Annotated in this window: 21 protein-coding genes; 13 read left to right on the top strand and 8 right to left on the bottom strand. The window is 53.2% G+C overall.

All coding sequences use genetic code 11. From position 1 onward, the window contains the following. Positions 1-137: 137 nt before the first annotated feature. The 4 genes from VN12_RS08165 to VN12_RS08150 all read left to right on the top strand — a co-directional run bounded on the left by VN12_RS08165 (position 138) and on the right by VN12_RS08150 (position 5,610). Positions 138-1,142, top strand: a complete 1,005-nt coding sequence (locus VN12_RS08165; protein WP_240491359.1) for a DUF1080 domain-containing protein — start codon at positions 138-140, stop codon at positions 1,140-1,142. Between the two features lie 13 nt (positions 1,143-1,155). Next, the gene (locus VN12_RS08160) at positions 1,156-3,525 is read left to right on the top strand and encodes a hypothetical protein (RefSeq protein WP_146676362.1); all 2,370 of its coding nucleotides are present in this window, start codon (positions 1,156-1,158) and stop codon (positions 3,523-3,525) included. A gap of 27 nt (positions 3,526-3,552) precedes the next feature. After that, positions 3,553-4,491 carry an ABC transporter ATP-binding protein gene (locus VN12_RS08155; RefSeq protein ID WP_146676361.1) on the top strand — a complete coding sequence of 313 codons (939 nt, stop codon included), beginning with the start codon at positions 3,553-3,555 and terminating at the stop codon, positions 4,489-4,491. 126 nt (positions 4,492-4,617) lie between these two features. Further along, positions 4,618-5,610: a 3-oxoacyl-ACP synthase III family protein gene (locus VN12_RS08150; protein ID WP_146679837.1), complete on the top strand. Its 993-nt coding sequence runs from the start codon at positions 4,618-4,620 to the stop codon at positions 5,608-5,610. 177 nt (positions 5,611-5,787) lie between these two features. On the opposite strand, the gene VN12_RS08145 is transcribed toward VN12_RS08150, so the two are convergent. Beyond that, positions 5,788-6,138 carry a TerB family tellurite resistance protein gene (locus VN12_RS08145; protein WP_146676360.1) on the bottom strand — a complete coding sequence of 117 codons (351 nt, stop codon included), beginning with the start codon at positions 6,136-6,138 and terminating at the stop codon, positions 5,788-5,790. 218 nt (positions 6,139-6,356) lie between these two features. Between VN12_RS08145 and VN12_RS08140 the strand changes: the two genes are divergently transcribed. Then, positions 6,357-7,652, top strand: coding sequence for a Gfo/Idh/MocA family protein (locus tag VN12_RS08140; protein WP_146676359.1), 1,296 nt, complete (start codon positions 6,357-6,359; stop codon positions 7,650-7,652). 10 nt (positions 7,653-7,662) lie between these two features. Here the strand turns inward: VN12_RS08140 and VN12_RS08135 are convergent, their stop codons facing one another. Beyond that, positions 7,663-8,379 (bottom strand): protein N-lysine methyltransferase family protein, encoded by a 717-nt coding sequence (locus tag VN12_RS08135; RefSeq protein ID WP_240491419.1) that lies wholly within the window; start codon positions 8,377-8,379, stop codon positions 7,663-7,665. 228 nt (positions 8,380-8,607) lie between these two features. On the opposite strand from VN12_RS08135, the gene VN12_RS08130 reads away from it, so the two are divergent. Together VN12_RS08130 and VN12_RS08125 are read left to right on the top strand one after the other, a co-directional pair. After that, on the top strand, positions 8,608-9,543 hold the full coding sequence (locus VN12_RS08130) for a YybH family protein (RefSeq protein ID WP_146676357.1): 936 nt from the start codon (positions 8,608-8,610) through the stop codon (positions 9,541-9,543). Between the two features lie 518 nt (positions 9,544-10,061). Then, positions 10,062-11,321, top strand: coding sequence for a hypothetical protein (locus VN12_RS08125; protein WP_146676356.1), 1,260 nt, complete (start codon positions 10,062-10,064; stop codon positions 11,319-11,321). A gap of 52 nt (positions 11,322-11,373) precedes the next feature. On the opposite strand, the gene VN12_RS08120 is transcribed toward VN12_RS08125, so the two are convergent. Next, positions 11,374-12,735 (bottom strand): hypothetical protein, encoded by a 1,362-nt coding sequence (locus tag VN12_RS08120; protein WP_146676355.1) that lies wholly within the window; start codon positions 12,733-12,735, stop codon positions 11,374-11,376. A 162-nt stretch (positions 12,736-12,897) separates the two neighbouring features. On the opposite strand from VN12_RS08120, the gene VN12_RS08115 reads away from it, so the two are divergent. From VN12_RS08115 to VN12_RS08105, 3 genes are all read left to right on the top strand, one after another. Beyond that, entirely contained in the window at positions 12,898-13,620 is a 723-nt protein-coding gene (locus tag VN12_RS08115; RefSeq protein ID WP_146676354.1) for a pirin family protein, read from the top strand. 108 nt (positions 13,621-13,728) lie between these two features. After that, positions 13,729-14,952, top strand: coding sequence for an NO-inducible flavohemoprotein (gene hmpA / locus VN12_RS08110; RefSeq protein WP_146676353.1), 1,224 nt, complete (start codon positions 13,729-13,731; stop codon positions 14,950-14,952). A 32-nt stretch (positions 14,953-14,984) separates the two neighbouring features. Continuing rightward, positions 14,985-15,524 carry a DUF3365 domain-containing protein gene (locus VN12_RS08105; RefSeq protein ID WP_168164288.1) on the top strand — a complete coding sequence of 180 codons (540 nt, stop codon included), beginning with the start codon at positions 14,985-14,987 and terminating at the stop codon, positions 15,522-15,524. A gap of 505 nt (positions 15,525-16,029) precedes the next feature. Here VN12_RS08105 and VN12_RS08100 read toward each other — a convergent pair. Both VN12_RS08100 and VN12_RS08095 read right to left on the bottom strand, forming a co-directional pair. Beyond that, on the bottom strand, positions 16,030-16,533 hold the full coding sequence (locus tag VN12_RS08100) for a hypothetical protein (protein ID WP_146676351.1): 504 nt from the start codon (positions 16,531-16,533) through the stop codon (positions 16,030-16,032). A 57-nt stretch (positions 16,534-16,590) separates the two neighbouring features. Beyond that, positions 16,591-17,325 (bottom strand): SDR family NAD(P)-dependent oxidoreductase, encoded by a 735-nt coding sequence (locus VN12_RS08095; RefSeq protein ID WP_146676350.1) that lies wholly within the window; start codon positions 17,323-17,325, stop codon positions 16,591-16,593. A gap of 235 nt (positions 17,326-17,560) precedes the next feature. Between VN12_RS08095 and VN12_RS08090 the strand changes: the two genes are divergently transcribed. The 3 genes from VN12_RS08090 (at position 17,561) to VN12_RS08080 (ending at position 22,263) form a co-directional block, all read left to right on the top strand. Further along, positions 17,561-18,079 carry an RNA polymerase sigma factor gene (locus VN12_RS08090; RefSeq protein WP_205855226.1) on the top strand — a complete coding sequence of 173 codons (519 nt, stop codon included), beginning with the start codon at positions 17,561-17,563 and terminating at the stop codon, positions 18,077-18,079. Positions 18,080-18,097: 18 nt separating this feature from the next. Continuing rightward, positions 18,098-20,959 carry a protein kinase domain-containing protein gene (locus VN12_RS08085; protein ID WP_146676348.1) on the top strand — a complete coding sequence of 954 codons (2,862 nt, stop codon included), beginning with the start codon at positions 18,098-18,100 and terminating at the stop codon, positions 20,957-20,959. A 578-nt stretch (positions 20,960-21,537) separates the two neighbouring features. After that, the gene (locus VN12_RS08080) at positions 21,538-22,263 is read left to right on the top strand and encodes a magnesium chelatase domain-containing protein (RefSeq protein ID WP_146676347.1); all 726 of its coding nucleotides are present in this window, start codon (positions 21,538-21,540) and stop codon (positions 22,261-22,263) included. Positions 22,264-22,360: 97 nt separating this feature from the next. Here VN12_RS08080 and VN12_RS26415 read toward each other — a convergent pair whose 3' ends face one another. The 3 genes from VN12_RS26415 to VN12_RS26620 all read right to left on the bottom strand — a co-directional run bounded on the left by VN12_RS26415 (position 22,361) and on the right by VN12_RS26620 (position 25,025). Then, positions 22,361-22,696, bottom strand: a complete 336-nt coding sequence (locus tag VN12_RS26415; RefSeq protein ID WP_240491358.1) for an ATP-binding protein — start codon at positions 22,694-22,696, stop codon at positions 22,361-22,363. 1,029 nt (positions 22,697-23,725) lie between these two features. Then, positions 23,726-24,817 (bottom strand): IS110 family transposase, encoded by a 1,092-nt coding sequence (locus VN12_RS08070; protein WP_146676346.1) that lies wholly within the window; start codon positions 24,815-24,817, stop codon positions 23,726-23,728. Positions 24,818-24,902: 85 nt separating this feature from the next. Further along, positions 24,903-25,025 carry a hypothetical protein gene (locus VN12_RS26620; protein ID WP_256388127.1) on the bottom strand — a complete coding sequence of 41 codons (123 nt, stop codon included), beginning with the start codon at positions 25,023-25,025 and terminating at the stop codon, positions 24,903-24,905. Positions 25,026-26,386: the final 1,361 nt, after the last annotated feature.

Here is a 26,386-nt window from a genome sequence, read left to right as displayed (position 1 = left end):
GTGTTATTTGCACCTTCCGTTTGACATCGGGCCTGTTGTTCATTTAAATCAGGTTGCGTTGACGAAGGCTCGTCCTTGGCAAATCCTTCGTTTCATGGCTTTTTAGCCTTACCTACCACAGTGGAGTTTCGACTCGTATGCGTAAATTGATCGTTGGATGCGCACTCGTTCTGGGTGCAGCTTTCTCACCTCAACCAGCATTTGCCATCAAAGAATTCGGCGAAGCGTTTGGCAAAAAATATGTAGAGGCCAGCAAAAGCGAGGACTTCAAGAAGCTGGTGACCGATGCCAAGTGCAATGTTTGCCATATCGACGGCGAGAACAAAAAGAAGCGAAATCCTTACGGCGAAGCGCTGCACGATACCGGGTTCGACAAGGACACGTTGAAGCCCTTGCTCAAGAGCGATCCGGAGAAGGCTAAGAAGGAAATGGATGCCATTTTCGCCAAGGTCGAAGAACTGAAGGCAAAGGGAGCCGAGAAGACTTTCGGCGCCAAGATCAATGCAGGGGAACTCCCTGGCGGCGATGTCAAAGGGAAACAACCCGTGGGAAAATTGATTTCCTTCGTTAGCACGGCGGCTGACGAAGGATTCAAATCGCTATTCGACGGGAAATCGTTCTCAGGTTGGAAGGTCAACGAGAACGAAAAGAGCTGGTCGATCGAAGACGGTGCTTTCGTTTGCCAAGGTGAACGAAGCCACTTGTTCTATGTGGGTGACGACAAACCCTTCAAGAATTTTCACTTGAAGGTAGAAGTCAAAACCATGCCGAACTCGAACGGCGGCATCTATTTCCACACCAAGTATCAGGACGCCAATTGGCCCAAGCATGGCTTTGAAGTCCAGGTCAACAATTCCTACGACAAAGATCCTCGCCGAACGAGCAGCTTGTACGCAGTCAAAGATGTGGCAGAACCGGCCGCAAAAGACAACGTATGGTACACTCAGGAAGTGATTGTCCAGGGTAAAAAGGTAACGCTGAAAGTCGACGGAAAGACGATTGTCGAGTACGACGAACCCGCTGGTACCAAGCCTGGCAAGGACTTCACGCGAGTAATCGACGAAGGGACTTTTGCACTCCAATGCCATGATCCCGGTAGCCGTGTTTACTTCCGCAATATTCAAGTAAAGCGACTCGATTAAGAATTGTTGAACGTTGACTGCTAGCCCTTCCCTTCTGCTTGCCTCGAATATTTGTCCTAAACTGATGCAGGCGGTCGGGCGGAGTTTTGCATATTTCATGGAGAGCATCGGTGCAACGGCATCGATGCTCTTTCTTTTTGGTGTTTCCGTATCCCTGAGCCTGTTCACGGGAGGCAACGTCTCCGGGGCAGATACCGACGCCGGGGAGGTGATCCAGTCGATACGATCTGGATTGAACGGAGTCTGGAAAGTCGGTTACGAAACAGTTCATCGGGTGGAGTTGTCCAGCGATCGCGATCTTTCGGTTGTGCTGGAGCTCGATACGGTCGATGGCGAAGGGGTCGGTATTCGTTATCGATCGGCAGATTGGAAGGCGGATTTGAGTGCCGTCCAACCCATCACTTTGTCTCTTTACGCGAAACATGGTCGAGCGCAACGCCCGATCGTTGTGCGAGTACTCGATGCCCAGACTGGCGAGTTGATCGAGTCACGCGGTCTAACGGATGCTGAGCGCGGCGTCGTCTTGCCAGCGGAACAACCCTGGGTGGTTGGAATCGGTACGAGTGGCATGAAGCTCGACAGCGCCGTCCTTCGCTCTGCAAAAGGAATCCTGGGCGATTACACAGTCACAGAGCTAGACCAAGCGCAATGGCTCCCCGAAAGCGGGGTTGCGTGGGACGGTGTCGATCTCTTGGTCTTTTCGTCTAGCAATCGAAATTTGCTCGACGGAATTGGCGAGTCGCAGGCATCAGGGGTGCGGGACTGGGTACGAGGGGGAGGCCGTTGTTTGCTTACGCTCGGGGCTAATGCAGAGGCTTGGTTCCTGCATCCCCCGCTGGCGCAGATGGTTCCCGGAAAGTTACTAGAGGTTACCTCGCAGTGCAATCCTGGGCCCCTCGAATCCTATTTGAACTCCGAGATTCCGCTGCAACCGTTCGACTCGGCGATTCTGGAGTTGAACGACGCTGGTTTGGATTTGTTGGGACAAAAAGCGGACCGCGGGCGCTATCCGCTGCTCGCCAAGTGGGCTTTCGGATTGGGGAAAGTACGTCTGATTGCGACCGAGATCGATAGCCCATCCCTGCTGCGATGGGAAAGCCAGCCGGCATTCATCAAATGGATGTTGAACGATCAGTGGGAAGGCCGTGGGGCGAATGCCAAGTCGATGGTGGGTGCGGAAGACCTTTCTCTGCAACTCGGCAGCACGTTGGATCAATTCGCGAATCTGCGGATGGGTAATTTGACGCAAATGTCCGTGTTGCTGGGGCTGATGTTGGCCGTGTTAGGACCCATCGACTTCTTTCTTGTCGCCAAGCGTTGGAAGAGGCCTCGGTGGACATGGCTCACTCTCATCGGAACTTCGGTCGGCTGTTGCTTGCTCCTCTCCGTTCTTCAACAGCGATGGAAACCGTCCTCCCCACAGCTCAATGCGGTCGAATTGCTCGATGTGGACGCGCGAACCGGAGTCGTGATGGCCAAAGCCTATGCGCATCTTTACGGCGGATCGCGCGGAGTGTTTTCGGTGGAAGCACGCGCAAATCCCAAAGGGCTTCTCCACGATCCAATCCGTGGGGGGGCAGCGGTCCCTGTATCGCTCGTTGTCGATTGGATGGGGCAACCCGGGAAGAGTTTGGGAGGATTCGATTCGACGGTTGCCACCGATCGGATCTTGCCAAGTTACGAGATTGTGAAAAGGGCTTCGGTGCATGGAGTTGTTGCGTCATCGGTTCAGCGCCTGGGGCTTCCCGAGGCAGGGACGAAGAGCTTGATGGCGTCGGACGAAATGCCGATGCCGACGGATTGGCAGTTTGGCAAGTTGAGTAGCATCCCCGGCGCGGTGGATTTGCTGAACGGCTCAATCGTCAATCCATTGCCTTGCGAATTGAGGAATGGTGTCTTGCTCTATCGTGGTCGCTTCTATTCCCTTCCTTTGCGAATGAGAACGGGCGAAGGAGTTTCGTTGTCGGTGAGTACGATTCCGAAGGACTTTGCGAGGCGATTGCAAAAGCGAATCAATGTGGATGGTAAGGATGAGGGAACTCCATGGGACCGCAACGAGATCGATGATCCGAAGCGATTGTTGGAGATGCTCGCCTTCCATCGGAGCGCGGGGGGATTTGGTTACACCGGAATGATCCATCGCTATCTTTCGAAGCTGGATTTGAGCGAGCTCTTGCGGACCGAGCGAGCGATTCTTTTTGCGGAGCTACCTGAGCCGCAAGTGGAATGGGTTCCTGTGCGAAACAGCCTGCAAAATGATCCGAATCAAGCCCAGGGGCTTGGGGCGGAATTGGAAGGTACGCGAACCGCGATGATTCGCATCGTGATTCCGGTGGAGCAGCCCTCCGGTAGTGAACGGAATGCGACGTCTGATGATGAATAGAGTCCTTGAAAGGCAAGCGAACCCAACGTGATCAAAGTATCGCAGCTGACGAAAAAGTATGACGAGATGTATGCGATTCGAGATATCGATCTTGAATTGGGGCAAGGGGATTTGTTTGGATTCATCGGGCCGAACGGTGCCGGGAAGACGACGACGATGCGGATCATCGCGACGTTGCTGACTCCGACGTACGGCGAGGCTTACGTGTGTGGTTACTCGATCTACACTCACCCGAAAGAAATTCGTCGCATGGTTGGATACATGCCAGACTTTTTCGGTGTGTACGACGACATGACAGTCATTGAGTACCTTGAATTTTTCGCCGCAGCGTACCGAATCGCGCCGCATGCTAGGCGGAAACGTTGCGACGAGATGTTGGAAGTCGTGGATTTGGATTTCAAACGAGATGCGTACGCGAACACATTGTCACGAGGACAGACCCAGCGATTAGGGCTAGCGCGAGTCTTGTTGCATGACCCAGCTGTCCTTTTGCTGGATGAACCTCTTAGCGGCTTGGATCCTCGCGCGAGAATCGAGATGCGAGCCTTGATGCGGAGGCTCGGGGGGATGGGCAAGACGATTATTGTCAGCAGCCACATCCTGCCGGAATTGGCCGACGTTTGCAACAAGGTGGGAATTATCGACTCAGGAGTGTTGATCGCCAACGATGATGTCGATGCGATTATTCGCAAAGTGAGTCCAAACATAGTCTTGCTGATCGAGCCGGGAGGGCCCGATCAATTGGATCGAGCCCAAGCAATCTTAGCGAAGCAGGAGCCGGTCGCGGGCGTTGAGTTGCAGGCTCCTCTTCTGCGGGTCACGCTCAAACCAGGAGTCGAGGATTACTCGCCTCTAGCGGCGGAACTAGTAAAGCAAGGGGTTGCGCTTCGGCGATTCGCACCGGAGGAAATCAACCTTGAGTCTGCCTTCATGGCGTTCACCAAAGGTGCTGGTTCGAAGATCTAGCCAGGGGGCCAATCGCCCGGAGGCTGCACCCGTGGATTTGGATCTGGCTACCTTCCAGGATGATAGGAAGGTATCATGGGAGCTCCCAGTCGTTTGGAACGAACTCTCATCGCAGATCGGATCAAAGTGCTTCATTCGCAAATAGGCCCCATCGCTGTCCATTTTCCGGAACGTGTCGAAACCAATGAGGAATTGCAGGCCCGCAACCCTGACTGGGACTTGGCACTGATTGCGGAAAAGACTGGGATCTACTCGAGAACGATTGCGGCGGCGGACGAGACGGCATCCGATCTAGCGGTGCGGGCTGCAGAGAAATTATTTCGTGAGAACGGGATTGATCCGAAGTCGATCGATTTTGTTCTTTTGTGCACGCAGACCCCCGATTATCCCCTTCCCACGACGGCTTGTTTGATCCAGGATCGCCTCGGTCTCCGAATCCATTGCGGAGCACTGGATTTCAATCTGGGATGCTCAGGGTTCGTGTACGGTTTGTCGCTGGCAGAGGGGTTGATTGCGAGCGGCCAGTGTCGGCGCATCTTGCTTATCACCGCCGAAACCTACTCCAAATACATCTTGGACGATGATCGGTCGATCAAGCCGATTTTCAGTGACGCCGCGGCGGCAACGCTGATCGAGGCTCAAGAGGGAATCGCGATCAACGGATTCGAATTTGGAACCGATGGCAGCGGGGCGGACACCCTGATCGTTGCCGATGGCGGATCGAGACCTCTCGGATGCGCCATCAAGCCTCGAAACCGAAAGCGCTGGGCGAGCCGTCTTTACATGGACGGTCCCAGCCTCATGAGCTTCACGGTTGGGGCGATTCCGCAAATGGTGCGCGAGATGATTGCAAAACAAGGCCTCGCACCGGAGCAGATCGATTGGTTCTTAATGCACCAAGCAACTCGAAAAATGCTCGAGCATTTGCAGACGGCACTTCATACCAATGACGACCATCTGCCGATCCGCTTGGCCAATCGAGGGAACACCGTGTCGTGCACCCTCCCTATCCTCATCGATGATCTTCGCCAGGAAGGCAAATTGAAACCGGGCGACGTGAGCGTCTTAGTCGGCTTCGGTGTTGGCTGGTCCTGGGCCGGATGCGTTTGGCGCGTTTGACAAACCGCCCGGCTGCTGGACATCCTCGAATGCTCGTTCGGTTCATCAGGTAGAGGCGAGTTGAGTCGGGCAATTCGGCGAGCAACGAGCCGCTCCGGCGATCGACGGACAGATATCGGCCTTCGGTCCTTCAACCCGTTTCTAGGAGATTCGAACCGAATGAGATTCGAACCGTCTTTACGACGCCTTTCCGACCAATCGATCGATCAATCCCTCGAGTTCCTGTTTTTCGATTCCCATTTTCGCAGCCGCAAGGGCAAAGAGGCGTTTTTCCACTTCGCTTAGCTTTCCGTCGGCAGCCATGATCTTCATCAGATCTTCGAGCATTGCGAGCTGCTCGTTTTTCGCTTTTGGAAGTTTCAAGGAAGCGTCGTCGCTGAGTGCAAATGCCACTGCTTTGCCCAAGTCCGCTTCCTCGAGTCCCATTTCGCTACAACGGTCCACCAAAAGGGCGATCTCCCGTTCCGACAACGCGCCGTCGGCGGAAGCCATGATGACCAGATTCTTGAGGTGATCGAGATGTTGCATCGAAATTCTTTCTAAACATGCAGTCCAAGTAAGCCACTCTAGCATAATCAAATCGATCGCCAGATGTAGTCGGAATCGAAGCGAACTTCCTCTTCCAAACGGTTTTTCGCACGAACTGACGGAGGCTTGGTAAGATGGGAGAGTTGTTCGAAGCGATCTCTCTTCCCTCTCTCCTTCGCTCGAGTATTTACCATCCTTCAACTTCTGGTGGAGTCTACATGAAATCGCAATCCAACCGTCGTTCCTTCATCGCCCGTTCCGGGGCTGTGGCCGCATCGGCAGGGGTTATTGCAGCATCTGCAAAAAGCTATGGTCGTGTTTTGGGGGCCAATGATCGCTTGGGAGTCGGCGTCATCGGGGCAGGGGTCATCGGTCGCGCACACTTTGGCGTCATCAACAACTTGAAAGAGAAAAACAATCTGCTCCCCGTCGCTGTTTCGGACTGTTGGAAGACTCGAGCCGACCAAGGAAAAGAGATGATCGGCGCGGAGTCCTCCTACTCCAACTACAAAGAGTTGTTGGATAGGAAAGAGGTCGACTATGTCGTGGTTGCAACCCCGGAGCACTGGCACTGGACCATGACGATCGACGCTATGGATGCAGGGAAAGCGGTTTATTGCGAAAAGCCACTGACCCACACCATTCCAGAGGCCCTCGCGGTTCTCAAAAAGCAAAAAGAGACCAAGCGACCTTTGCAAGTGGGCGTGCAAGCCATGTCCGATGACAGCTATATCACCGCACGCGATGCGATCCGAAAGGGAGTGATCGGAAAAGTCATTCAAGCCCAGATCGAATATGTCCGTCGATACGATTCGAAAAAGGGGCCATGGCGTGTTCCCGATGAGGTAGAGAAGTACCAGAGCAAGCCCGCTGATCTGGACTGGAAGGCTTGGCTCGGTTCGGCTCCCCAGATCGATTGGAATCCAAATCACTACTTCGAGTGGAGGTGTTACTCTGCCTATTCAGGCGGTATTTGCACTGACTTGTTCATCCACCGTATCACGCGCATCATGAAGGCCTGCGACCTCCTCTACCCTCGACGCGTTGTTGGGATGGGAGGGATTTGGCAATGGCCAGATGGACGCGACCTTCCCGATAACATCGAAATGATCTGCGAGTATCCTCGCGGAATGACGGTTTATGTACTGGGTACGATGAGCAATCGAGTCGGAATCGATCACTTGATCCGAGGTTACCGCGGAACTCTCAAGTTCACCAAAGAGGGTTGGGTGGCAGAGGACAAGGATGGCAAGATCTTGGCCGAGCATAAAAAGACAGGTGGCGAAGATCAAAACCTGCACCATACCAATTTGCACAATCACATTCGAAACGGTGAAACGCTCAATTGCCCTCCAGAGCTTGGGCTCGCGGGAGTCGTTGCCGTGAACATGGCCAATGAAAGTTGGAGATCGAGCAAGGTCATGGGGTGGGACAGCAAAAACCAAAAGATGGTTCCAGCCGATACCTTGTCACTCAGCCATGAACCCGAGGAAGTAACCGAACTGCCGTCGTAATGGAATTCCATTACTTGGGTAATCGACACTCGAAGATGCGGATTTGCTTTTCGCCATCTTCGAGGTCGATATAGTGCTCGAGAAGTTGCCAGCCTGCGGATTGAATCCAGCTTTGAAATCGTTCACCCGTGTGCCTCTGCGGTTCGCTGAGGTACACCGCGCCATGCGGGTGCAGATGGCGTCGCATGCAAGGTTCCAAGATGGGGAACAGTTTCGGGTCGTACACAATGTCCGAACCCACGAGAATGGGAAACAATCCTAAATGCTGATTCCTATTGCGCCAGTCCAAACGGCGAACCGATACGCGATCACGCATGTGCCATGCGTTGTATCGGCAGACCAACATAGCAGTTGAAGACGCATCGGTGATGACCACGCGCGCTCCTCGCATCGCAGCAGAGATGCCTGCCCGACCGCTTCCTCCCCCGAGCTCCAAGATCGATAGCTGTCGCCACGCGGTCTCTCCCACTTCCCCACAAATCTGCCCGAGGAAACGATCCATTCCGACAGCTGCTCGCCATGCTGCTGCCCAAAAGGGATCCACCTCGAATCCTCCTTCTTCCCCCCGCTCGAGCGCGGTGAGCAAGAGCTTATCAGGATCGGTGACCTGCAGCCAAGAAGTCGTTTGATCGGCAATGATGGTCATGGTTTCCACCACGGGGACTTTTCTGCGGATCCTTTCCAACAACTCGAATCTTTGCCGATTTTCGGGAATACCCGACGTCACGATTTCCAAAGGATTCCCTCTCTCTTTGCCATGGGGTTCCCAAAAATAAGCAGGTCAACGAAACGGACACTCGATTTCGCTCTCACTCTTCACTTAGAATGAAGGACCGAATCGGCACCGCGCCGGTCGCGAGCGGAACTTCCTTCTTTCGAGTGTCTCGATGTAGAATCACCCGCTGTGTCGACTTCTTCTAACAATTTCCTCCGTGATCAACGCCAACGTACCAAGATGAATCGATTGTTTCCACTCCTACTCGTCCTGAGCCTTCTCGCCTCATTTCCCGCTGAAGCAAAACCACAGTCGCCGATAGAGGCCACCAAGGAAATCGACTCAGCAATTCGTGCCTATGTCACGGCTTTCAACGAACAAAAACTCGATACCATCGCGCTGGCTTGGACGCCCGAATGCGTGCACGTAGACCGGGAGACCGGCGAAAAGACCCTCGGCCGCGATTCGATTCGAAAGGACTTGGAAGAGGTCTTTGCTGCTCCCTCCAAAATGCGACTCAGCGGACAGATTCAAACGATTCGCTTGGTCCGCCCCGATGTGGCGATAGTCGATGGCGAGACCACCGTTTCCGCGATGGATATCGAACCGATCACAAATCAGTTTTCTGCGGTGTTGGTGAAAAATGATGGAAAATGGCAGATCGATTCGATGGAGGAAATGCCTCTTCCAACGCCCGCTAGCGCTTCGGACTCGCTGAGCATTTTGGCTTGGATGGAAGGCACCTGGGTGGACGGTGCACCTGGCAGTCAGGTTTTTTCATCCGTGCGTTGGTCTAGTAACAAAGCATTTTTGATTCGTTCCATGACAGAAGAAGTAGACGGAACTGTCAACAACTTGGGCACGCAGATCATTGGTTGGGATCCGAGAAGTCGTCAAATCCGATCGTGGGTATTCAATGCGGACGGCTCTTTTGGCGAAGGAGTTTGGACGAAGGCGAACGAAACCTGGATGATCAAATCGAGTCAGACACTCGCGGACGGAAGTCTCTCGTCGGGGACTTATCTTCTCGATCGCCGAAGCAACGACGAACTCACGATTCAATTGGTGGGACACGAAGTCAACGGTGAGATGCTTCCCAATTCCGAACCTGCGGTGATGAAACGGGTCGTTGCACCGAACCCCATTACCGTACCGGCGCTAGAGCCAGCGCCTTAGCCGAGGTTGAGGGGATATCGTCGGAAGTTGGTGGAGCCATTTCGGAAGCTTGGTAAAGTAAGTTCGGAGAGGATTGCATGTCACGTCGATTCGTTCGCTGGTTTGCGCTTGCTGCAATGTTGTTGTCGGTAAATGGCAATCTACCTCAAGCGTTTGCCGATGGTTTCAAAGGGATGTCGCGCCCTGCAGGGGGAAAGATACCCCATTCCGTTGGTGCGCGACCATCGGCGGGCAATATGGCCCGTCCAACACCGATGCCCCGCCCGACACCTTCAACGCGTCCTATGCCTTCTACACGCCCTACTCCTCCCTCGACGCGCCCGGCACCCGTACCAACGCGCCCAGTGCCATCGACGAGACCTAGCTTTCCATCCCCTTCCACGCCACAACTCCCCTCGGTCAAACCAAGCTATCCACGACCCGGATCGGGTTTAAAACCTTCGGTGCCTTCCACGAAGCCATCGATTCCATCGAGCAAACCCTCTTTTCCGATACCCACGAATCCTTCGGTACGACCGATGCCGGGGAACGCCTCGGGGAACCTACCTGGGATTCGGCCGCCGGAGTCGATCAAGCCCGGGGTGCGCCCCACTTATCCGGGACTTGGAGGGACGAAGCCTGCGAAGCCCCCGGTCTCGACGCTGCCGTCTCTCCCTTCCAAACCAAGCAAACCGCCCGCTCGGCCTTTACCGGGCAATGTGGAGGATTTCCTTGGGTTGGATCGGCCGGTTACATTGCCAGGAGTGATCGGCGGAAAGCCGCTCCCGAAGCCGAGTTTGCCGCGTCCCGAGATTCCCAGCACGAAGCCTTCGCTTCCTCAAAAGCCGAGCATTCCTAGCTTCCCGAGCACCAAGCCCGCGCCGCTTCCCCCGTCGACGAAGCCCAGCAGACCTCTCCCTTCAAAGCCAGGTTGGAACAATGACCTCATCCATCAGCGACCAGGTTGGGTGAACATCGACAATAGCCAAATCACAATCATCAACAACAACTGGCAAAACCAGATCAACAGTATCAGCAACTGGCATGTTCAGCATCCGCAACGGATCGCTTCCTGGCAGTCGTGGGGCGATCAAGTTCGCGTGCAGTGGGGAGGACGATACCACTACAGTTACCAGTGGTTCAGCCCGACCTGGTGGACGACCCACCCGCATGGGATGTGCGGTTGGCACTACTACTATCGCTACCAGTATTATCCCGTGACATACTGGTGGGCTGCTCCGACCTTCTCCACCTTTACGAATTGGTTTACATGGTCCGCTCCTTCGAATGTTTGGGCCCAACCGGTCTACTACGATTACGGGACGGGAGGCAACATCACCTACCAAAACAACTACGTCTATCTCAATGGACAGCAACTAGGGACGGCGCGTGAGTTTGCCGAATCCGCGGCCACCTTGGCCACAGTTCCACCTCCTGCAACGGAGGAGCAAGCGGAGCAAGCCGAATGGTTGCCGCTAGGGACGTTTGCCCTGACGACGAATAAACAAGACACCGAACCCAATCGTGTCTTGCAATTGGCCGTCAACAAAGAGGGAATTCTCAGCGGAACGATCTACAACACTCAAACCGAGGAATCGCAGGCTATCCAAGGAAGCGTCGACAAAGAAACGCAACGGGTCGCCTTCCGATTCGGAGAAAACGAGAATGTCGTCGCAGAAACGGGACTCTTCAATCTGACGCAGAACGAGACCCCGCTCTTGATCCATTTCGGCCCCGACTGGAACGAGACCTATCTCCTTGTCCGACTCGAAGCTCCCGCCGAGGAAGCTACCGAATAAGGTAGAGCATGGTTGCGATGCGAATGGCTTCGCTGATGGCTTCTATGATGGCTTACTGGGATTTCAGTTTGATCTTTCCCGGGCCGAAGACCTGTATTTCTACTTCGGCAGGGATGAAACCGGGATCGAGGTAGTCGAGATTCAATCGAAACTCCCCTTTCTGCAATTCGAAGTCGCCAGCCTCCTTCTGTGCAACATTTTGTTTTGATTTCCATCCGTCTTTTTCGAGGGCGGCGATGATCTTCTTCGCTAGGGCAGCACCTTGACCTGAAGGCAAGGACCATTTCGCTGACTTGCTATCGACCTTCGACGGTTTGGCATCCGATGGAACGACGATGGCAAGTTCCGTATCTTCCTTCGCCTTCGCGTTGGCCATGGCCGCTTCGTTTTTCGCTTTGGCTTGTTCGGCCGCGATCGATGCTTTTTTGTTTTCCTCGGCTGCTTGCGCCGCCGTGACAAACTGGACCTTTACCCGAGTAAGCCCCTCGAATTCATGGACGGCAACCTCCATACGTTCTTTCGAATCGTTGACGAAAATCGTATGGTCCTCGTGGCGGATCCGAATCGGTGCATCGGTAGTTGCCTTCCAACCCTTCTTTGCGAGTTCGTCGCGATAGAATTGGATGGTTTGCTCCCGAGGGAGATCGGTATCGAACAAAATGTTCAGCAACGGGTCTGTGTGCTGCAGCTGTTTGATCGACTTGGGAATGGGAAAGGCATACGAAAGCTGCTGAGAACTGAACTGAATGATCGACTTTCCGGGTGCCGTCGGAGCCGCTTGGATCGAAGCCATCAGCTTGATCGCTTCGCGGCGGTAATACGAGGATCCGATGGCATTTCCGTAAGGTTCCCAGCCTGCTTGCATGAGCGTTTGATCCAACTCTTGCTTGGCCTTTTCGGGTGTCGCGTCGGTCTGATACATCGCCATGGACGGCATGGAATAAGTGCTGGTCCATCCCTTGGGTAGCGGCAGCTTGGCCCATTCAAGGTTTCCAAGGTTCGTTAGAGAGACGATCGAACGCGCGTCCTTGGAAGGAGTGGACGCGGCTGGCGAGACCGAAAGGGCAATGACGAACTGCGATTTGAGGAAAGAGGCTGATGCCATGGCTGGGGTGGCGTAGGATCCTTCAAGCTCCTTCCAGCCATCGCCTTTAAGCTTCTCCGTGATTTGCTTGGTGACGGCTGCAACATCGCCGCCTGTTTCGTAACGCTGGCTTGCCGTTACGCTCTCCAGCATCTTCGGGTCTTTACCGACGGGCTTGTACTGAACGAAGTCGATGACCTTGGAAGCGGTTTGGACGGTCGCTGGCGATTGAGCATGCAGCTGCATACCAAAATTGGAAATGCAAACGTTAGAAATGCCAGTGGCGAAGATGCTCAGGCATAACAAGGATCGACGAAAAGAATAGCGCATGATGAATCCTGCAACCAGAAAGAAACGGGGAGAATGGCGTGGAAACCGCGGCCGTATTCTAGCGACTCCTCCGTCATTTTGTCCTGCTATCGAAGCTCTTGACGAGAATATGGTTTACATGTAAAATAAATAGGTATCGAGAACTTTTGAGAGGAGCAGACGATGTTTCAGGTCAGAAAACGAGATGAGCGGGGCTTTGCGGATCATGGTTGGTTGCGAACCTTCCATACTTTTTCCTTCTCGGATTACCAGGATCCGAGACACGTTCAGTTTCGGTCTTTGCGTGTGATGAACGAGGATTGGATTGCTCCCGGACAAGGCTTTGGGACCCACCCGCATCGGAATATGGAGATCGTCACCTACGTTCTGGAAGGAGCATTGGAGCATCGCGATTCGATGGGAAATGGCGAAGTCCTGACGCCGGGAGAGTTTCAACGCATGACCGCCGGAAGTGGAATCACTCACAGCGAGTTCAATCCTTCGGCGACTGAACCCGTCCACCTGTATCAGATTTGGCTGTATCCCAAAGAACGGGAGTTGGAACCGAGCTACGAACAAAAAAGGTTCGCTCCGGAAGAGCAGTTCAATCGATGGCGATTGGTGGCTTCTCCCAACGGCGATGAAGGCTCGTTATTGATCCATCAAGATGCCAGGATTTATCTTGCAACACTCGATAGCGTCGCATCGCTCGAGCGCGAGTTCGCACCGAGTAGACATGGATGGTTGCAAGTATTGCGAGGGGCTGTGGATGTCGAGGGGCACCATTTGGTAGCAGGCGATGGAATGGCGGTGAGCGACGAATCGATCGTTCGCGTTAAAAAAGCGAGCGATCCTTCGCAGGCGAGCGAAGCGATCGCGGAAATCATGGTATTTGATCTCGCATAGGATCCGACTTGTTTCAGTGGCTATTTAAAGTGGATATTGACGTCCAGTATTCGCTTGGGTACCCTGGGTGAGACGACAATCTTCCTCTCTCACCCGCCAGGGGTTTCCATGCTTAGCCAAAAAACGATCGATATTATCCATGCCATCACTCCCGCTGTGGCGTCGCAGGCTGACAAGATTACTTGCAAGTTCTACCAGCGGATGTTCTCGGGGAATCCCGAAGTCAAAGCGTTTTTCAATCAAGCCCACCAGCAAAGCGGACAGCAGCCTGCCGCATTGGCCGGGGCGGTATGCGCGTACTTTCAACACATCGATAATCTCGCCGTCTTGAAGCCAGCAATCGAGCTGATTGCGCACAAGCATTGTTCGTTGGGGGTGCAAGCAGAGCACTACCCGATTGTGGGGAAGCATCTCGTCGACGCCATCAAAGAAGTGATGGGAGATGCAGTGACCGACGAGGTCTTGACCGCTGTGGTGGAGGCCTACGGGTTGCTCGCACAGGTCTGTATCGACCGGGAGAAGGGGATCTATGACGACCAAACCAATGCGGCCGGCGGTTGGACTGGTCGCAGGGAGTTTCTTGTGGATCGCAAGGTTCCGGAAAGCGACATCATCACTTCTTTCTACTTGAAGCCCGCGGACGGTGGATTGATACCGGACTTCCTACCCGGTCAATATATCACCGTTCACGTCGATCATCCGACGACCCCTGCGTCACCGCGTAACTACAGTCTCTCCGATGCGCCAAATGGCGAGCACTTTCGTATCAGCGTGAAGCGGGAGCCTTCTCCAAACGCCCATGCACCAGTTGGATTGATCTCCAATCACTTGCACGATCGAGTGGTGGAGGGTGATACGATTGCGATTGGTCCTCCCTGCGGCGAGTTCACGATCGATACCAAGACATGGGGAGATCGACCGGTCGTGTTCATCGCGGGAGGAATTGGAGTGACTCCGTTGTTGTCGATGGCAAAGGCGTTGACTGCGTTACCCAATGTCCCGCCAATCGTATTCATCCAAGCGGCTCGCAATAGTGCGGTGCACGCATTTCGCGATGAGATCGAGGCCTTGACGAAGAATTCATCGGGGGATGTGACGGTTCATTTTCTCTATGATCAGCCTCTCGCCGAAGATGTTTCAGCAGGTCGTTGCCACGCTTCGGGGCTCATCGACTCGGCGTGCATCTCGAACCTTGCTCCGTTTCCAGAAGCTGAGTTCTTCTTTTGCGGGCCTAAGCCGTTTATGGTCCATATCCAATCGCTATTGGATGGAATGTCGGTCGATCGCGGTCGCACGCATTGCGAGTTTTTCGGTCCTAAACAAGCGATCTAGTAGTTCGGCACATCTCGAGCATGGAGAAGAACATGCGTTGGATTTTCTCTGCCTGTTGGATCGTGGGGCTCCTTGGTCCAACCGTTCTTTGGATCGACCCGTTTGCCCTCGAGGTAAACCAAGAGGACCAAACAGAAAGCGGGCCATACCAAGGTCCTGCAACGGTGAAGGAGGCCAGGTCGCGCGCATTCTTGATGTACGAGTTGATCAACGGTTCGTTGCAAGTCATGCATCGGGATCTTTTCGATGACGAAACCCCGTCTGCGATTCCCTCTTCCTCGCTGGACGACGTCTTTGTCGAGATGAAGAAGAGTTTCCAGGTCGAATTGCGTTGGCTTACCGTCGACGCAGACGTGGTGAACGTGGATCATCAAGCCAAGACGGAGTTCGAGAAGAAAGCGGTAAGAGAACTGGCCAAGGGGACTAGTTATTCCGAGAACGTTGGAGAGGGGCTCTACCAGTTCGCTGGCCCGATCCGTTTAGCGTCCCAATGCTTGAAGTGCCATGTCAAGAATCGGACCAACACCAATCCGCGGACCTCGGGGCTTGTGATCACGATCCCCATGCCTTAGCCGTATATCCAGATTTTCCATTTGTCGCTCGGACCTCCTGGCGCGTGGTCTCAGATGAACCAGCGGGGCGAAGAACGATGAACCGCGGAGATGGCGGAGAAGCGCGGAGGGAAGATGGGTGGGGATGTTGAGGATAGAAGTGTGGAGCGGGTGGTTCTCGCCAAGGCGCTAGGGCGCAAGGCAGAGGAGCGAAGGCAAGAATAGGCGGCTATTCAACGACCTCGTTGGAACGTACTCATTGTGAATAACTCCTTAAGACCAACTCCGCGCTTCTCCGCTTCCTCCGCGGTTGAACCTCCGCTGAATTCAAACCAAAGCAGCGAGAGCGATAAGCTCTGGATAGAGTTCTGGAGCCGTAAGTCGGAGATGGCTGAACCGCGGAGATGGCGGAGCAGCGCGGAGGGAAGACGCGAGAAGATATTGACGAAAGGACATTGAAGCGGGCGGTTGCGAAACCAACGGCCCGCATGAACATGTAGAGGAGCTCAATAGGTTCTTCACAACCTCACGAATTGGAGTCGATCGATATGCTCTTGCCATGAAAGATCGCTCGGTAGCCTCGCCACGACACAAAGGAGATTCCCAGCAAGAGTATCACTTGAGCAGCGAGAAACGGTGGTTCAGATTGGGTTGGCGCTAGAGTCTTCAATACCGAGATTTTCTGAAAACTTTGGACGACTAGCACCACACAGTTAAGATACAAGGTTACCAAAGCAGACATCAAAAACGCAAAATGCCAACGTTTGTTCGCGTCTGCTTTTCGGATAGCCACGCTCGCCAGGATCAGCAGCAGTATCGTCAGTAATCCGAAAGCAATTCCCGGCGTGAATCGCACAATGGGAAACGCAAAACCGGTTAGGGGCGTAAGTGCAGTAAAGAGAAAATATACTGTAACGCTTTTGCTTCGATTACGGCCATTGATAATAGACTTTGTTGCTGATGGACCGAGTGCAATTGCGACCAAACTGATCACGACGTGGCCAACAGTTAATAGTGAAATAAAGCTCATGTGCAGCTCCTGGGGGGGGCGATGGGAAGGCGAATGGTAAAAATCACGCAACGCTGGTCAGGGTGAACCATTCATAACTATCGATTGACCTGACATCCATCGCGACTCGTCGGAGGCAAGAAACACGACTCCATCTGCAATGTCCTCCGGCAAGCCAATCTTGCCTAGGTTGGGGATCTCCAATTGGCCGTCCAATACGATGCCTGCTTCTTTTGTCCCCTCCGTGGCGATCAGGCCGGGGTTCACGGAATTGACGCGGATATCCCTGTCTGCCAATTCTTTAGCGAACGTCCTCGTTAGACTATCAACGGCCGCTTTGGTCGCGTTATAGACTGACATGTGTGGCGGTGAAAGTGTACTTACGACGGAACTTACGTTGACGATTACGCTTTTGTCCGCCATGAGCTTGAGCGCCGTTTGAGTCGCCAAAATTAGGCCGAGCACGTTTAGATTGAATTGCTTATGAAAGTGATCGGCATTGATTTGACCGAGAGAGGCAGGAAGATAGATTCCAGCGTTGTTGACGAGTATATCGAGCCTTCCATACTGTTCATGGCATTTGTCAAAAAGTCGATCGCACCCGGCTTGCTCCGAGATATCAGCTTGAACTGCCGTAGCCGACCCACCTTGCGATTGAATCTGATTGACCACATGGTCCGCGTCACGGTTGCTTCTCGTGAAATTAACAATTACGCTTGCGCCTTCCTCCGCAATCTTCTTGGCAATGGCTGCACCAATACCCTTCGAAGAACCGGTTACGACAGCAACCTTGTTTTCAAGTCTCTTCTTCATGTTTTCTCATCGACTAAAGGTGGGGACACCGCCGACCGTGGCTCGGTTGACACTCGAATAGGCGGTTTCTACACTAACTAAGCGGAGGGAGCTAACACAGCGATCCTAACGGTGGTTACTTTGTGGAAGGACACCAGCCATAGCATCAGGAAACACTACCGCAATTCTTCAGTCTCACCTCGATCATCTGAGGCAGTTCGGGCCGACCGGCGAGTTTCCTGAGCCGCTCCGAGCATTGATCGATCAGTCTGTCAACCGATTGGTTCGTTTATGCAACAATAGCTTGTATCGCGAGTACCCGAGGTTGACTCGACCGCCTTTGAATTTGCATGCCGACGAACTCTTGAGCGTCGTCGTTGAAAGGCTGTTGAAGTCACTCCGAGATGTTCGGCCAACTTCGGTACGCCATTTCTTTGGCATCGCGAATCAACACATTCGATGGCAACTCAACGAATTTGCAAGGTCAATCGCTGACCGAGACATCCAGCGAATGTTGGATCCAGATCAGCATGCCGCAGGTGATTCATCTGGCTCTCCACTTTCTGACTCTTGTAAACGTATCTTGGCGGCTATAGACGAGTTGCCCAGTGAACAACAAGAAGCGTTCGACTTGGTGAGAATTCAAGGGCTGAGTGTAGCTGAATGCGCCGGGATACTAGAGGTCTCGGAAATGACCGTCCGTCGGCGAATGCATCGTGCGCTCGCCACGTTGTCGGCCAAGATCGAATTGCCCGCTCGTCCGGAAAGTGCATAGCAACAAGTCGTGACTGCAATGCCAGAAGATTCCATCTTGAAGGACGAATCGATTCTTGCGATCGTAGATGCTATCTGCGAGTCGAAACTCACGTTGGAAGAGGCTTGCATACAGCATCCTCACCTTGCAAATGGCCTGAAGAGATACGTGCGGAATATTCGCAAAATGGAATCGGAATTGGATTGCTGGTTACCGATCCATCCTCAGTCGAACTGCCCACCGCCGGAATTGCGAATTCCCGGCTACGAGATACTTGAGCTGATCGGGCAGGGAGGCATGGGGGCTGTCTACAGAGCCCACCAGAAGAGCTTAAATAGAAGTGTAGCGATTAAGACGCTGCACGCCGCGTCTTCGGCAACGACAACGGAGCATGCCAGATTTGCGCGCGAAGCCGAAGCAGTAGCTGCGGTTGATCATCCAGGTGTAGTTAAAGTCTTTGAGTTTGGCCAGTGCTCGGGAACTCCCTATTTCACCATGGAGTACGTGCTAGGATCAACGCTCGAAGCCCAGCTGGTCAAAGGCCCATTGCCACCTCGCGAGGCCGCTCTGCTCGTTAGTCAACTTGCGAAAGCAGTACATTTCGCTCACCAGCAGGGAGTGATACACAGGGATATCAAGCCATCCAATGTGCTGTTAACAGAAACTGGAGAAGCTAAGCTGTCTGATTTTGGATTGGCTCGTTTGTCGACACATAATGACAGCCTTACACAAGCGGGGACTGCGATAGGTACTCCGAGATACATGTCGCCCGAACAAGCACGCGGCGATACGGAATGTATGGGAGTCTCGACTGATATCTATTCATTGGGTGCGGTTCTTTTTGCAGCGCTTACATCTCGGCCACCCTTCTTGGCCGATTCCAACGCGGAGACTTTATCTCTTGTGCTTCACTCAGAGCCCGTTTCCCCGTCGGTGCTTGTTCCCCAAGTCCCCAGAGAGCTGAGCGCTATTTGTATTCAGTGTTTACGCAAGCTCCCAAATGAACGGTACGTCTCGGCTGCCCATTTGGCTGATGACTTGGATCGATTTCTGAATGGCCGAGCCACCATTGCGCAACCCGATACGATACTTTCCAGCTTCCTTCGGCGAGCAAGAAGAAACCCATTGCGTAGTTTGACGGTTTGCATGCTGTTAGTAGCCGGTATTTTCATTCTCGCGATGCAAATACAACTGGCTATCGACCGTTCGGAATGGAACACGAGGAAACAAGAGGAAGCCACGAGGACCGCAGCGAGAACGGAAGCATTGCTAAATGAGGCCTTGGTCGCGCTCGAATCAGGAAACTGGCGTGAAGCGGCTCGACAGACGACGAATGCACAATCGTTGATGAACTCCGTGGATAGCATTTTTACCAAAGAGTTTCATTCGATTTCTAAATGGTCAAAACTTGGAAACGAATTGGAGTCAGTGCGCCTAAACGCTCTTGATGTGGGAAATGAGCAGCTGGATCTCACTAGAGCGCATGAAGTGTATCTCAGACTATTTCAAACGATTGGATTGGAGAAGCTGGGAGGTGATCAATCGCAATTGGTCAGTCAGATTCAAGCATCTCCCATTGCCCTAACGTTAGTCGGTGCACTGGATCATTGGTCCACGTGCGCGCCTAGTAAAGAAAATGTTCGATGGTTGGAAGAACTGGCCATGGCAATCAATACCAGCGCTCGTGATTGGCGAATCGCCGCTCGTTCCCCAACCATATTTGAAGAGCATTCTGCACTGGATCAATTGCTGGAGAGTGCACCTCCCAGCAGCAGCGCCGTCCCATACTTGATGTCGATCGAAGCACGCCAAGTTTGTTCAGAGCAGTCGCGGCTACGATTCTTAAAAGCAGTCCAGCGATTCGCACCTCACGATTTTTGGATCAACCTGCGAATTGCTAATACGTTGATGTATTTTGGTAAACCTCAGGAGGCGATAGGCTACTATCGGGCCGCAGAAGCAATTCGTTCTGACGCTTCAATCGTTCATAATAATCTGGCTGTTGGATTATCGACACTCAAATACTATGACGATGCCATTGCCCACTTCAAACGAGCAATCGCCTTGGAACCAGACATGGAATCGATTCGAGTACGTTTACTGGAGACTCTTTCTGAGGCGGGACGCCATGCGGAACTCTTGGAACAATTACCAAGACTCCGCGAGCGTCTTCCTCGTGACGTGAATCTTCTATCTCTGCAAGGTAAAAGCTGTGAAGCAATCGGAGATGTTCAGTCTGCCCTGATTGCGCACGCTGCAGCCCAAGAAATCGAACCATTCAGCAAGCGGGTTAATCGCGAGTACCGAAACTGCCTGATTCGCGACAACCAACACAGTCGAGCCTCGCAGGTCTGGGAAAACGCGTTGGGGGACGGCTATCAACACGCTGATTGTTACGGGCTCGCCGAATTGTGTTTGTTCTTGGGTAATACGACTGCATACGAGCAGCATCGGCAAGCACTCTTAGATCGATTCGGGAGTACCACCAATCCATACGAAGCGGAGAGGATTGCTCGCGCATGCCTCGTGCTCCCATGCTCACCCCATGACTTGACCGTAATCGAATCGCTCGCAAACCATGCAACCAAGCTTAATAAGCAATCGGCCGGTGGCACTTATCCGCATTTTCAGTTTGTAAAAGCGCTTCTTCTATTTCGACAGTCGGCCCATGCCCAGGCCGAGGCCATACTCGTGGGCGATGCCGCGCCCGTACTAGGTCCAGTTCCCAAACTGCTTCGTTCCATGATCGCTGCCCAACAAAAGGCGTCGGAGAGAAGTCGTAGTTTGTTCGATGAAGCCGTTGCAAATTATGACTGGTCTATCGAGAAAGCTCGCGACCAGGACGCATGGATCTGTCATATCTTCAAACATCAAGCGGAATCATGGATCAGCTTGCGGTAAACGAATGGGATGACGGCAAATGAAGTGCCATTGCGTTCCCGCGTCAGCCCGGAACAAGCTTTTCCAAACCCACTTGAAATTGCGAACGAAGCGGCGATTGGCTCACACCGACTGAGACTCATCGGTAGCTCGCATGCCGATCTGAGCTGCTCATAAGGTGAATCCGTTTGTTGCTAAAACCTAATCCATGTGACCCAAAATCGCCGCTGCAGGCACGCATTGTCACCAACTCCTCGGGACAAACTCCGCGCTCCTCCGCTTCCACTGCGGTCGATTGTCTGCTGGATTAAAACAAGAGCAGCGAGAGTGATAAGCTCTGGGTAGAGTTCTGGAGCAACGGGGCGAAGAAGGATTTACCGCGGAGATCGCGGAGAAACGCGGAGGAGGAAGACGAGTGGGGATGTCCGGGATAGGAGATTAGAGCGGGTGGTTTCTCGCCATAGGCCGACCACTCGCTGATCGGAGCCGTCGACCAATCCTTGGCAGAAAGGGCGGCGCAAGAAGATTCCATTTCTTGCGACGGGGTGATAGGATGGGGGGATCCCGAACGCCACGCCCTTCTTTGTTTCACGCCCACCATGTTAGCAAAACTACAGACCTATTCCCTGCTGGGAATCGAGGCCTTGCCCGTTGAGGTAGAGGTCGATCTTTCAACAGCCGCTTTGCCTAAGACGATTCTCGTCGGTCTGCCCGAACAAGCGGTGAAGGAAAGCACACACCGCGTCGAACGGGCAATGGTCAACGCGGGCTTTCGTATCCCCCACGATCGCCTTGTCATCAACCTTGCACCCGCCGAATTGCCGAAGCAAGCTTCCAGTTTCGATCTGCCCATTTCGCTAGGCATTCTCGCCGTCTCGAATCAACTGCAGTCGAATCTGCTAGGGGAGTATGCCGCTGTTGGCGAGCTTTCCTTGGAAGGTCAAATGCGTCGCGTGAAAGGAGTTCTCTCCATGGCGATGGCGGCCTCCAAGCAACCTGGCATCAAAGGGATGATCGTTCCTGCGGAGAACGCTCAAGAAGCGGCAGTAGTTGAATCGCTGGAAATCATCCCGGTGCATTCGCTCCAAGAGGCCGTCGGTTTCTTCCGCGGGGAGCTTTCGATCGAGCCGGTTCCTTCGAAATTGAACGAGATCTTTGAAGCCTTTTCGAAATACGAAGTCGACTATAGCGATGTACGTGGACAAGAAATGGCGAAACGTGCGCTCACCATCGCTGCTGCTGGAAACCATAACCTCCTAATGTTATATCCAGTTCCATCCCGAAATCAATTCTGGATCTCCTCTCCAGAGGGGCAAGGAATCTAGTCCCATGTTTAGTATTCTCCACGCGGAGGCTAATTTATCCCAATTCTTCGCGATTGAACTCAGTAAGCTCTTCGAGAAAAAAGGGTCCATCTTTGGCCTAGGAGGCTTCGTCTGGCGGCAGAGAGCGACCTCCTCCAACGAGCCAAGCGTCGGAGATCTTGTGATGAGGGGATCGAAATGTCCGCTGGGCCATCAACTCTTGTCGAGTGCGACGACGCCGAAGCGTCGAGTGGGTGTGGATTGTCTCGATCGATTCGCTTGCGGACAGGGTTGGCAAGTTCGTTGGCAATCGCTTGGCCAGCATTGTCTTGCCCGAAGCGGATTCGCTTACGTCGCATTCGAACTTGGATCTGCCGAATCTCCTCCATCTATCGAGGTGAGCGCACACGACGCATAGTTTGATTTTCTCGCGGGTAGGGGTGCGTCGTGGCACTCTATTCCCTATTTGGATTTTCGAAGTTGTCGTCGAATTCGTCGCTTTGCAGCTTGAACCGTTGCAGTATCAGCCTTATCGCGACGCTCTTGCTCGTGGTAGGTTCTCACCGCCAAGCCCAAACGCCAGCAAACCAAGGGCCAATCCGCCCAGCCTCCACGACCTTCCTGTCTTGGACGCTTACCTCTGGCCTTGGGGCTAAAAGGCTCGCAAAAAGCCTCGTGGACCGAAAGCTGAAGACTTGTAGATTGACCTTCGCGTTTCGGCAGAACTGAGAGATGCTGAAACCTGATCATCGAAAACGATCGAGGCAAGAATCCCAGAGCTGGGCCTTTAAAGTGTCACGCTGCATGTTCGGTGCTCCATCGGATGAACGCGGCAGCCACCATGGCCGCCGCTACCGAACACTACAACCGAAATCAAGACCACGCCGGGGCTGAAACGACTGGTGCTGGCGTACGACTATGTAGTCTTGTGTCGGGCAAGGGGGTTTAGGATATTTTTTTCGATCGGTTGTATGTTTGGGCGCAGCAGCCATCGGTTTCGCGTTGCGAAATGAGTTCCTAAGTGTGGGCCTTCGTCGGAGCCGATTTTCGGTCGCTCACCCCGGCGAAGTGAGTCTTCGAACGGAGCGAATGGCGACTGAAAATCGAGCGTAGGCGATGGACCACACAGGGCCTTTGTTGGTGAGATTTGAGGTAGTAACAGTTCTCTTCTTAGGTTCTTGCTAAGCCTTCGATCATGCTGAAACCACGATAGGATTTAAACGACTATTCGAGTTGTTCGTAGGGTCGCAGGGCATTATGCGTGCGATGCGACAGCGTTTCACTACGATCTCATGAGTCCATGCAATACCTCACGTTGGCTTATTCGCTTACACGATGTGTTCGCCGGAGGCGACATCAGTACGCCAGCAAGCTCTACGCGAGGTTTTTGGCCTTTCGGGTCCTTATGGTTTCTGCGTCTGGGCTTTGCAAAAGGGTTGTTAAACTGTTTTTCTCAACTCTGGGAAAATGTTCTTGAGTGGGCTCACGCGGTGTTGGTTGCGGTTGACTGCGGGGCAGCTTGGCCCATTGTCTTGGTTTGCGGTGGTGACCAGATCGCTCCATCGCGAAGCATGGCCCAGGCTGTCACCAATATCTTGCGCGCGACAGCAATGATTGCTTGCTTCTTACGCGATTTGGAACCGCCTCGTACACGGTCATACAAGGCTTTGAAGTGTGGGTTGAAGCGGATAGCACACCAAGCAACTTCGGTGAGTACCGAACGAAGCAATCGCGGTCCGCGACGACTGATACGATTCTGGCGATCCATCTTGCCGCTTTGCCATTTTTTGGGAGCCAGCCCAGCGTAAGAGCTAACTTTACGTGCACTCTCAAAACGTTTAGCATCGTCGATATGCGCAACAATCACTTGAGAACCGACAACGCCAACACCTGGTATCGATTGGACAATCTCGATACGTGGATCGGGCTTGGAGATTATTGCCAATTGCTTCTCAATACGCCGCATGAGTTTCAGCGTTGCTACCAAATGCGTCAGCTGCACATCGAGAGTACCTCGCCAATACTCCGATGCGGTGCATTTCTCGAAGGGTTTTCGGAGTTTGCCAAGATCGTTTTCAATATAGCTCTTGGACCATGCGGTTTTGCCAGCAGCACACTCTTCACCTTGGGCCATTAGATTCGATCGAATGGCGTTCTGAGTTGCTGTAGCCTGCGCTTGAAGCTTCTTACGATAACGGACTAATTGCTGAAATTGGCGATGCTCAGGTGAAGGTATATGGACGGAGTTGATTTCGTTATTTCTGGCCATTTTAGCGAGCTTGAGTGCATCGTCTTTGTCGGTCTTGCGTTTGACCTTTCCCCATTGCCAAGCTTCGCCACCGGGGTGAGCGACCAGTACTTCAATGCCAAGTTTACGAGCCAGATCCACAACCCAACCGGAGAGCCCGCAAGATTCGAATACGAGTAGCGACGGTTTCACGTCAACAAGAAATTGTTCAAACGTTTTTGGATGAGTCATGATGGTTTTGAAAACCGGTACCGAACTGTGATCCTCGGTCAGCAGGCAGGATGCTGTCTTGAATTTTCCGAGATCGAGAGCGAGAATTGTTTGCATGGTCGTGAGTCTCTGGGCAGAAGGGAATTGAAACGGTTATATCAATAGCCTACCGAACTCAGCGTTCGGCTGCCCGACTCATGACTTACATGGATTCTCTTACCGAGGAGAAGCGAATCCGATCGTCGGCCTCGGGTGATTTATCGCCAACACGAGGCTGCTGGATTTCGAGAGGTCCTTTACCCGTCACCATTTCGCGTGAAGGCATGTTTCCGTTTCGGGCGACTTGTCGCCTTCCCTCATTGTCGACTTAGTTCGAATACTGTTCGTGGAACGCCTCGACCTCGCTTTCTGAAGAAGTTTGTAGCATCCGTCTCCTTCCGTTTTGGATGATTTGATCAGGGGCGCACCTCGAGTTCTCGACTGCTCCAAACTTCAAAACTTCGCTACACCCACTTATTCAGAAGCATCAAATTCTTTATTTTCAATCTCGCGTACTCCTTGTGCCCTCGTTGGTCCGCTAGTGAAACTTGACATTTACACCAGCAGGATACGCCAGCCTTTTTTCAATTCACACAACCCTACATTTGGCAATATCTCGCATTCTAGGATGTAGAGCATGGTCTCCCCCTTATGCTCTACACGCACGCGAATCGCTCGGCAAAGCCTGGCAAGTTCGACTTCGGAGACAGCCCAATGGATCTAAGGTGAATTTCTTCTTGAAGTACCTTCATGCCTTACATTTGCATAGAGATCCCGCCTCCGCATAACCCCATTATCCACAAGCCGGATAACCTAAGAACTCTTTGTCCACAAAATGCTTGACAGCAACTAACCGCGTTGCCACAATCACGATGTCAAGTCGGCTGGTCTAGACACATAGACTGACGGACGGCTCGAAGCAAGCCTCTCTCTATCGTGTCGTTTTGTTTTAAACACTGCCCAACTACGAAAGCACAAATAACCCGACTTCTAAAGCCTGAGTAGCGGTGAGCGGTCATTCGCCGCCAGCGACTTTTGTTTAGAATTCGTTCAAGTCGTGTGAGTTATCGTTGCCGCCATCGGGGCGTCGGCGTCTTTTTTGTGCGTATTATAAGGAGACTCCTTATGCGTTACTATGCTGTTTGGCTCGGGGCATTACTGCCACTAGCTGTGGTTTCTTTTAGCCTTGGGCGTGGCTCGGTTCCGAGGCCAGCAGGCGATGCGATACTGCTGGGTGCGATTGGCTCCTCTGCGTCGAGCACCGACTGCTATCCTGCAGCCGGCGGTTGTGCGGTATCAGTTGGAGATAAAGTAAACGACATGGGGCTATGCCCGCCCTTGATAGGGAATAACATGCCGTGCGGCGCCGCCTATCGAACTTGTCCCGGCACTTCATCTAACGGCGGCATGAACAAGCACTGCGTTACGGTTACGTATAGCTTTTATAATTGGACATGTAATACCGCCACTCCCTCGCAGTGTGATGGCACCGAAGGGGTATGTAACTCTGGGATTTGCGCGGGACCGTTCGGTGTATTTTCGTGTGGAACAGTCACAGATTGTACGAACTAGCGAGCACTATTAGGAGGAGCTCGCCTGTTAGCCATGGCCGCGGCGATACCATCCGCGGCCTTGGCTTGAAGTCGC

The organism is Pirellula sp. SH-Sr6A, assembly GCF_001610875.1.
Classification (GTDB): Bacteria; Planctomycetota; Planctomycetia; order Pirellulales; family Pirellulaceae; genus JBKCUI01.
This window is presented reverse-complemented; position numbering and strand designations above follow the sequence as displayed.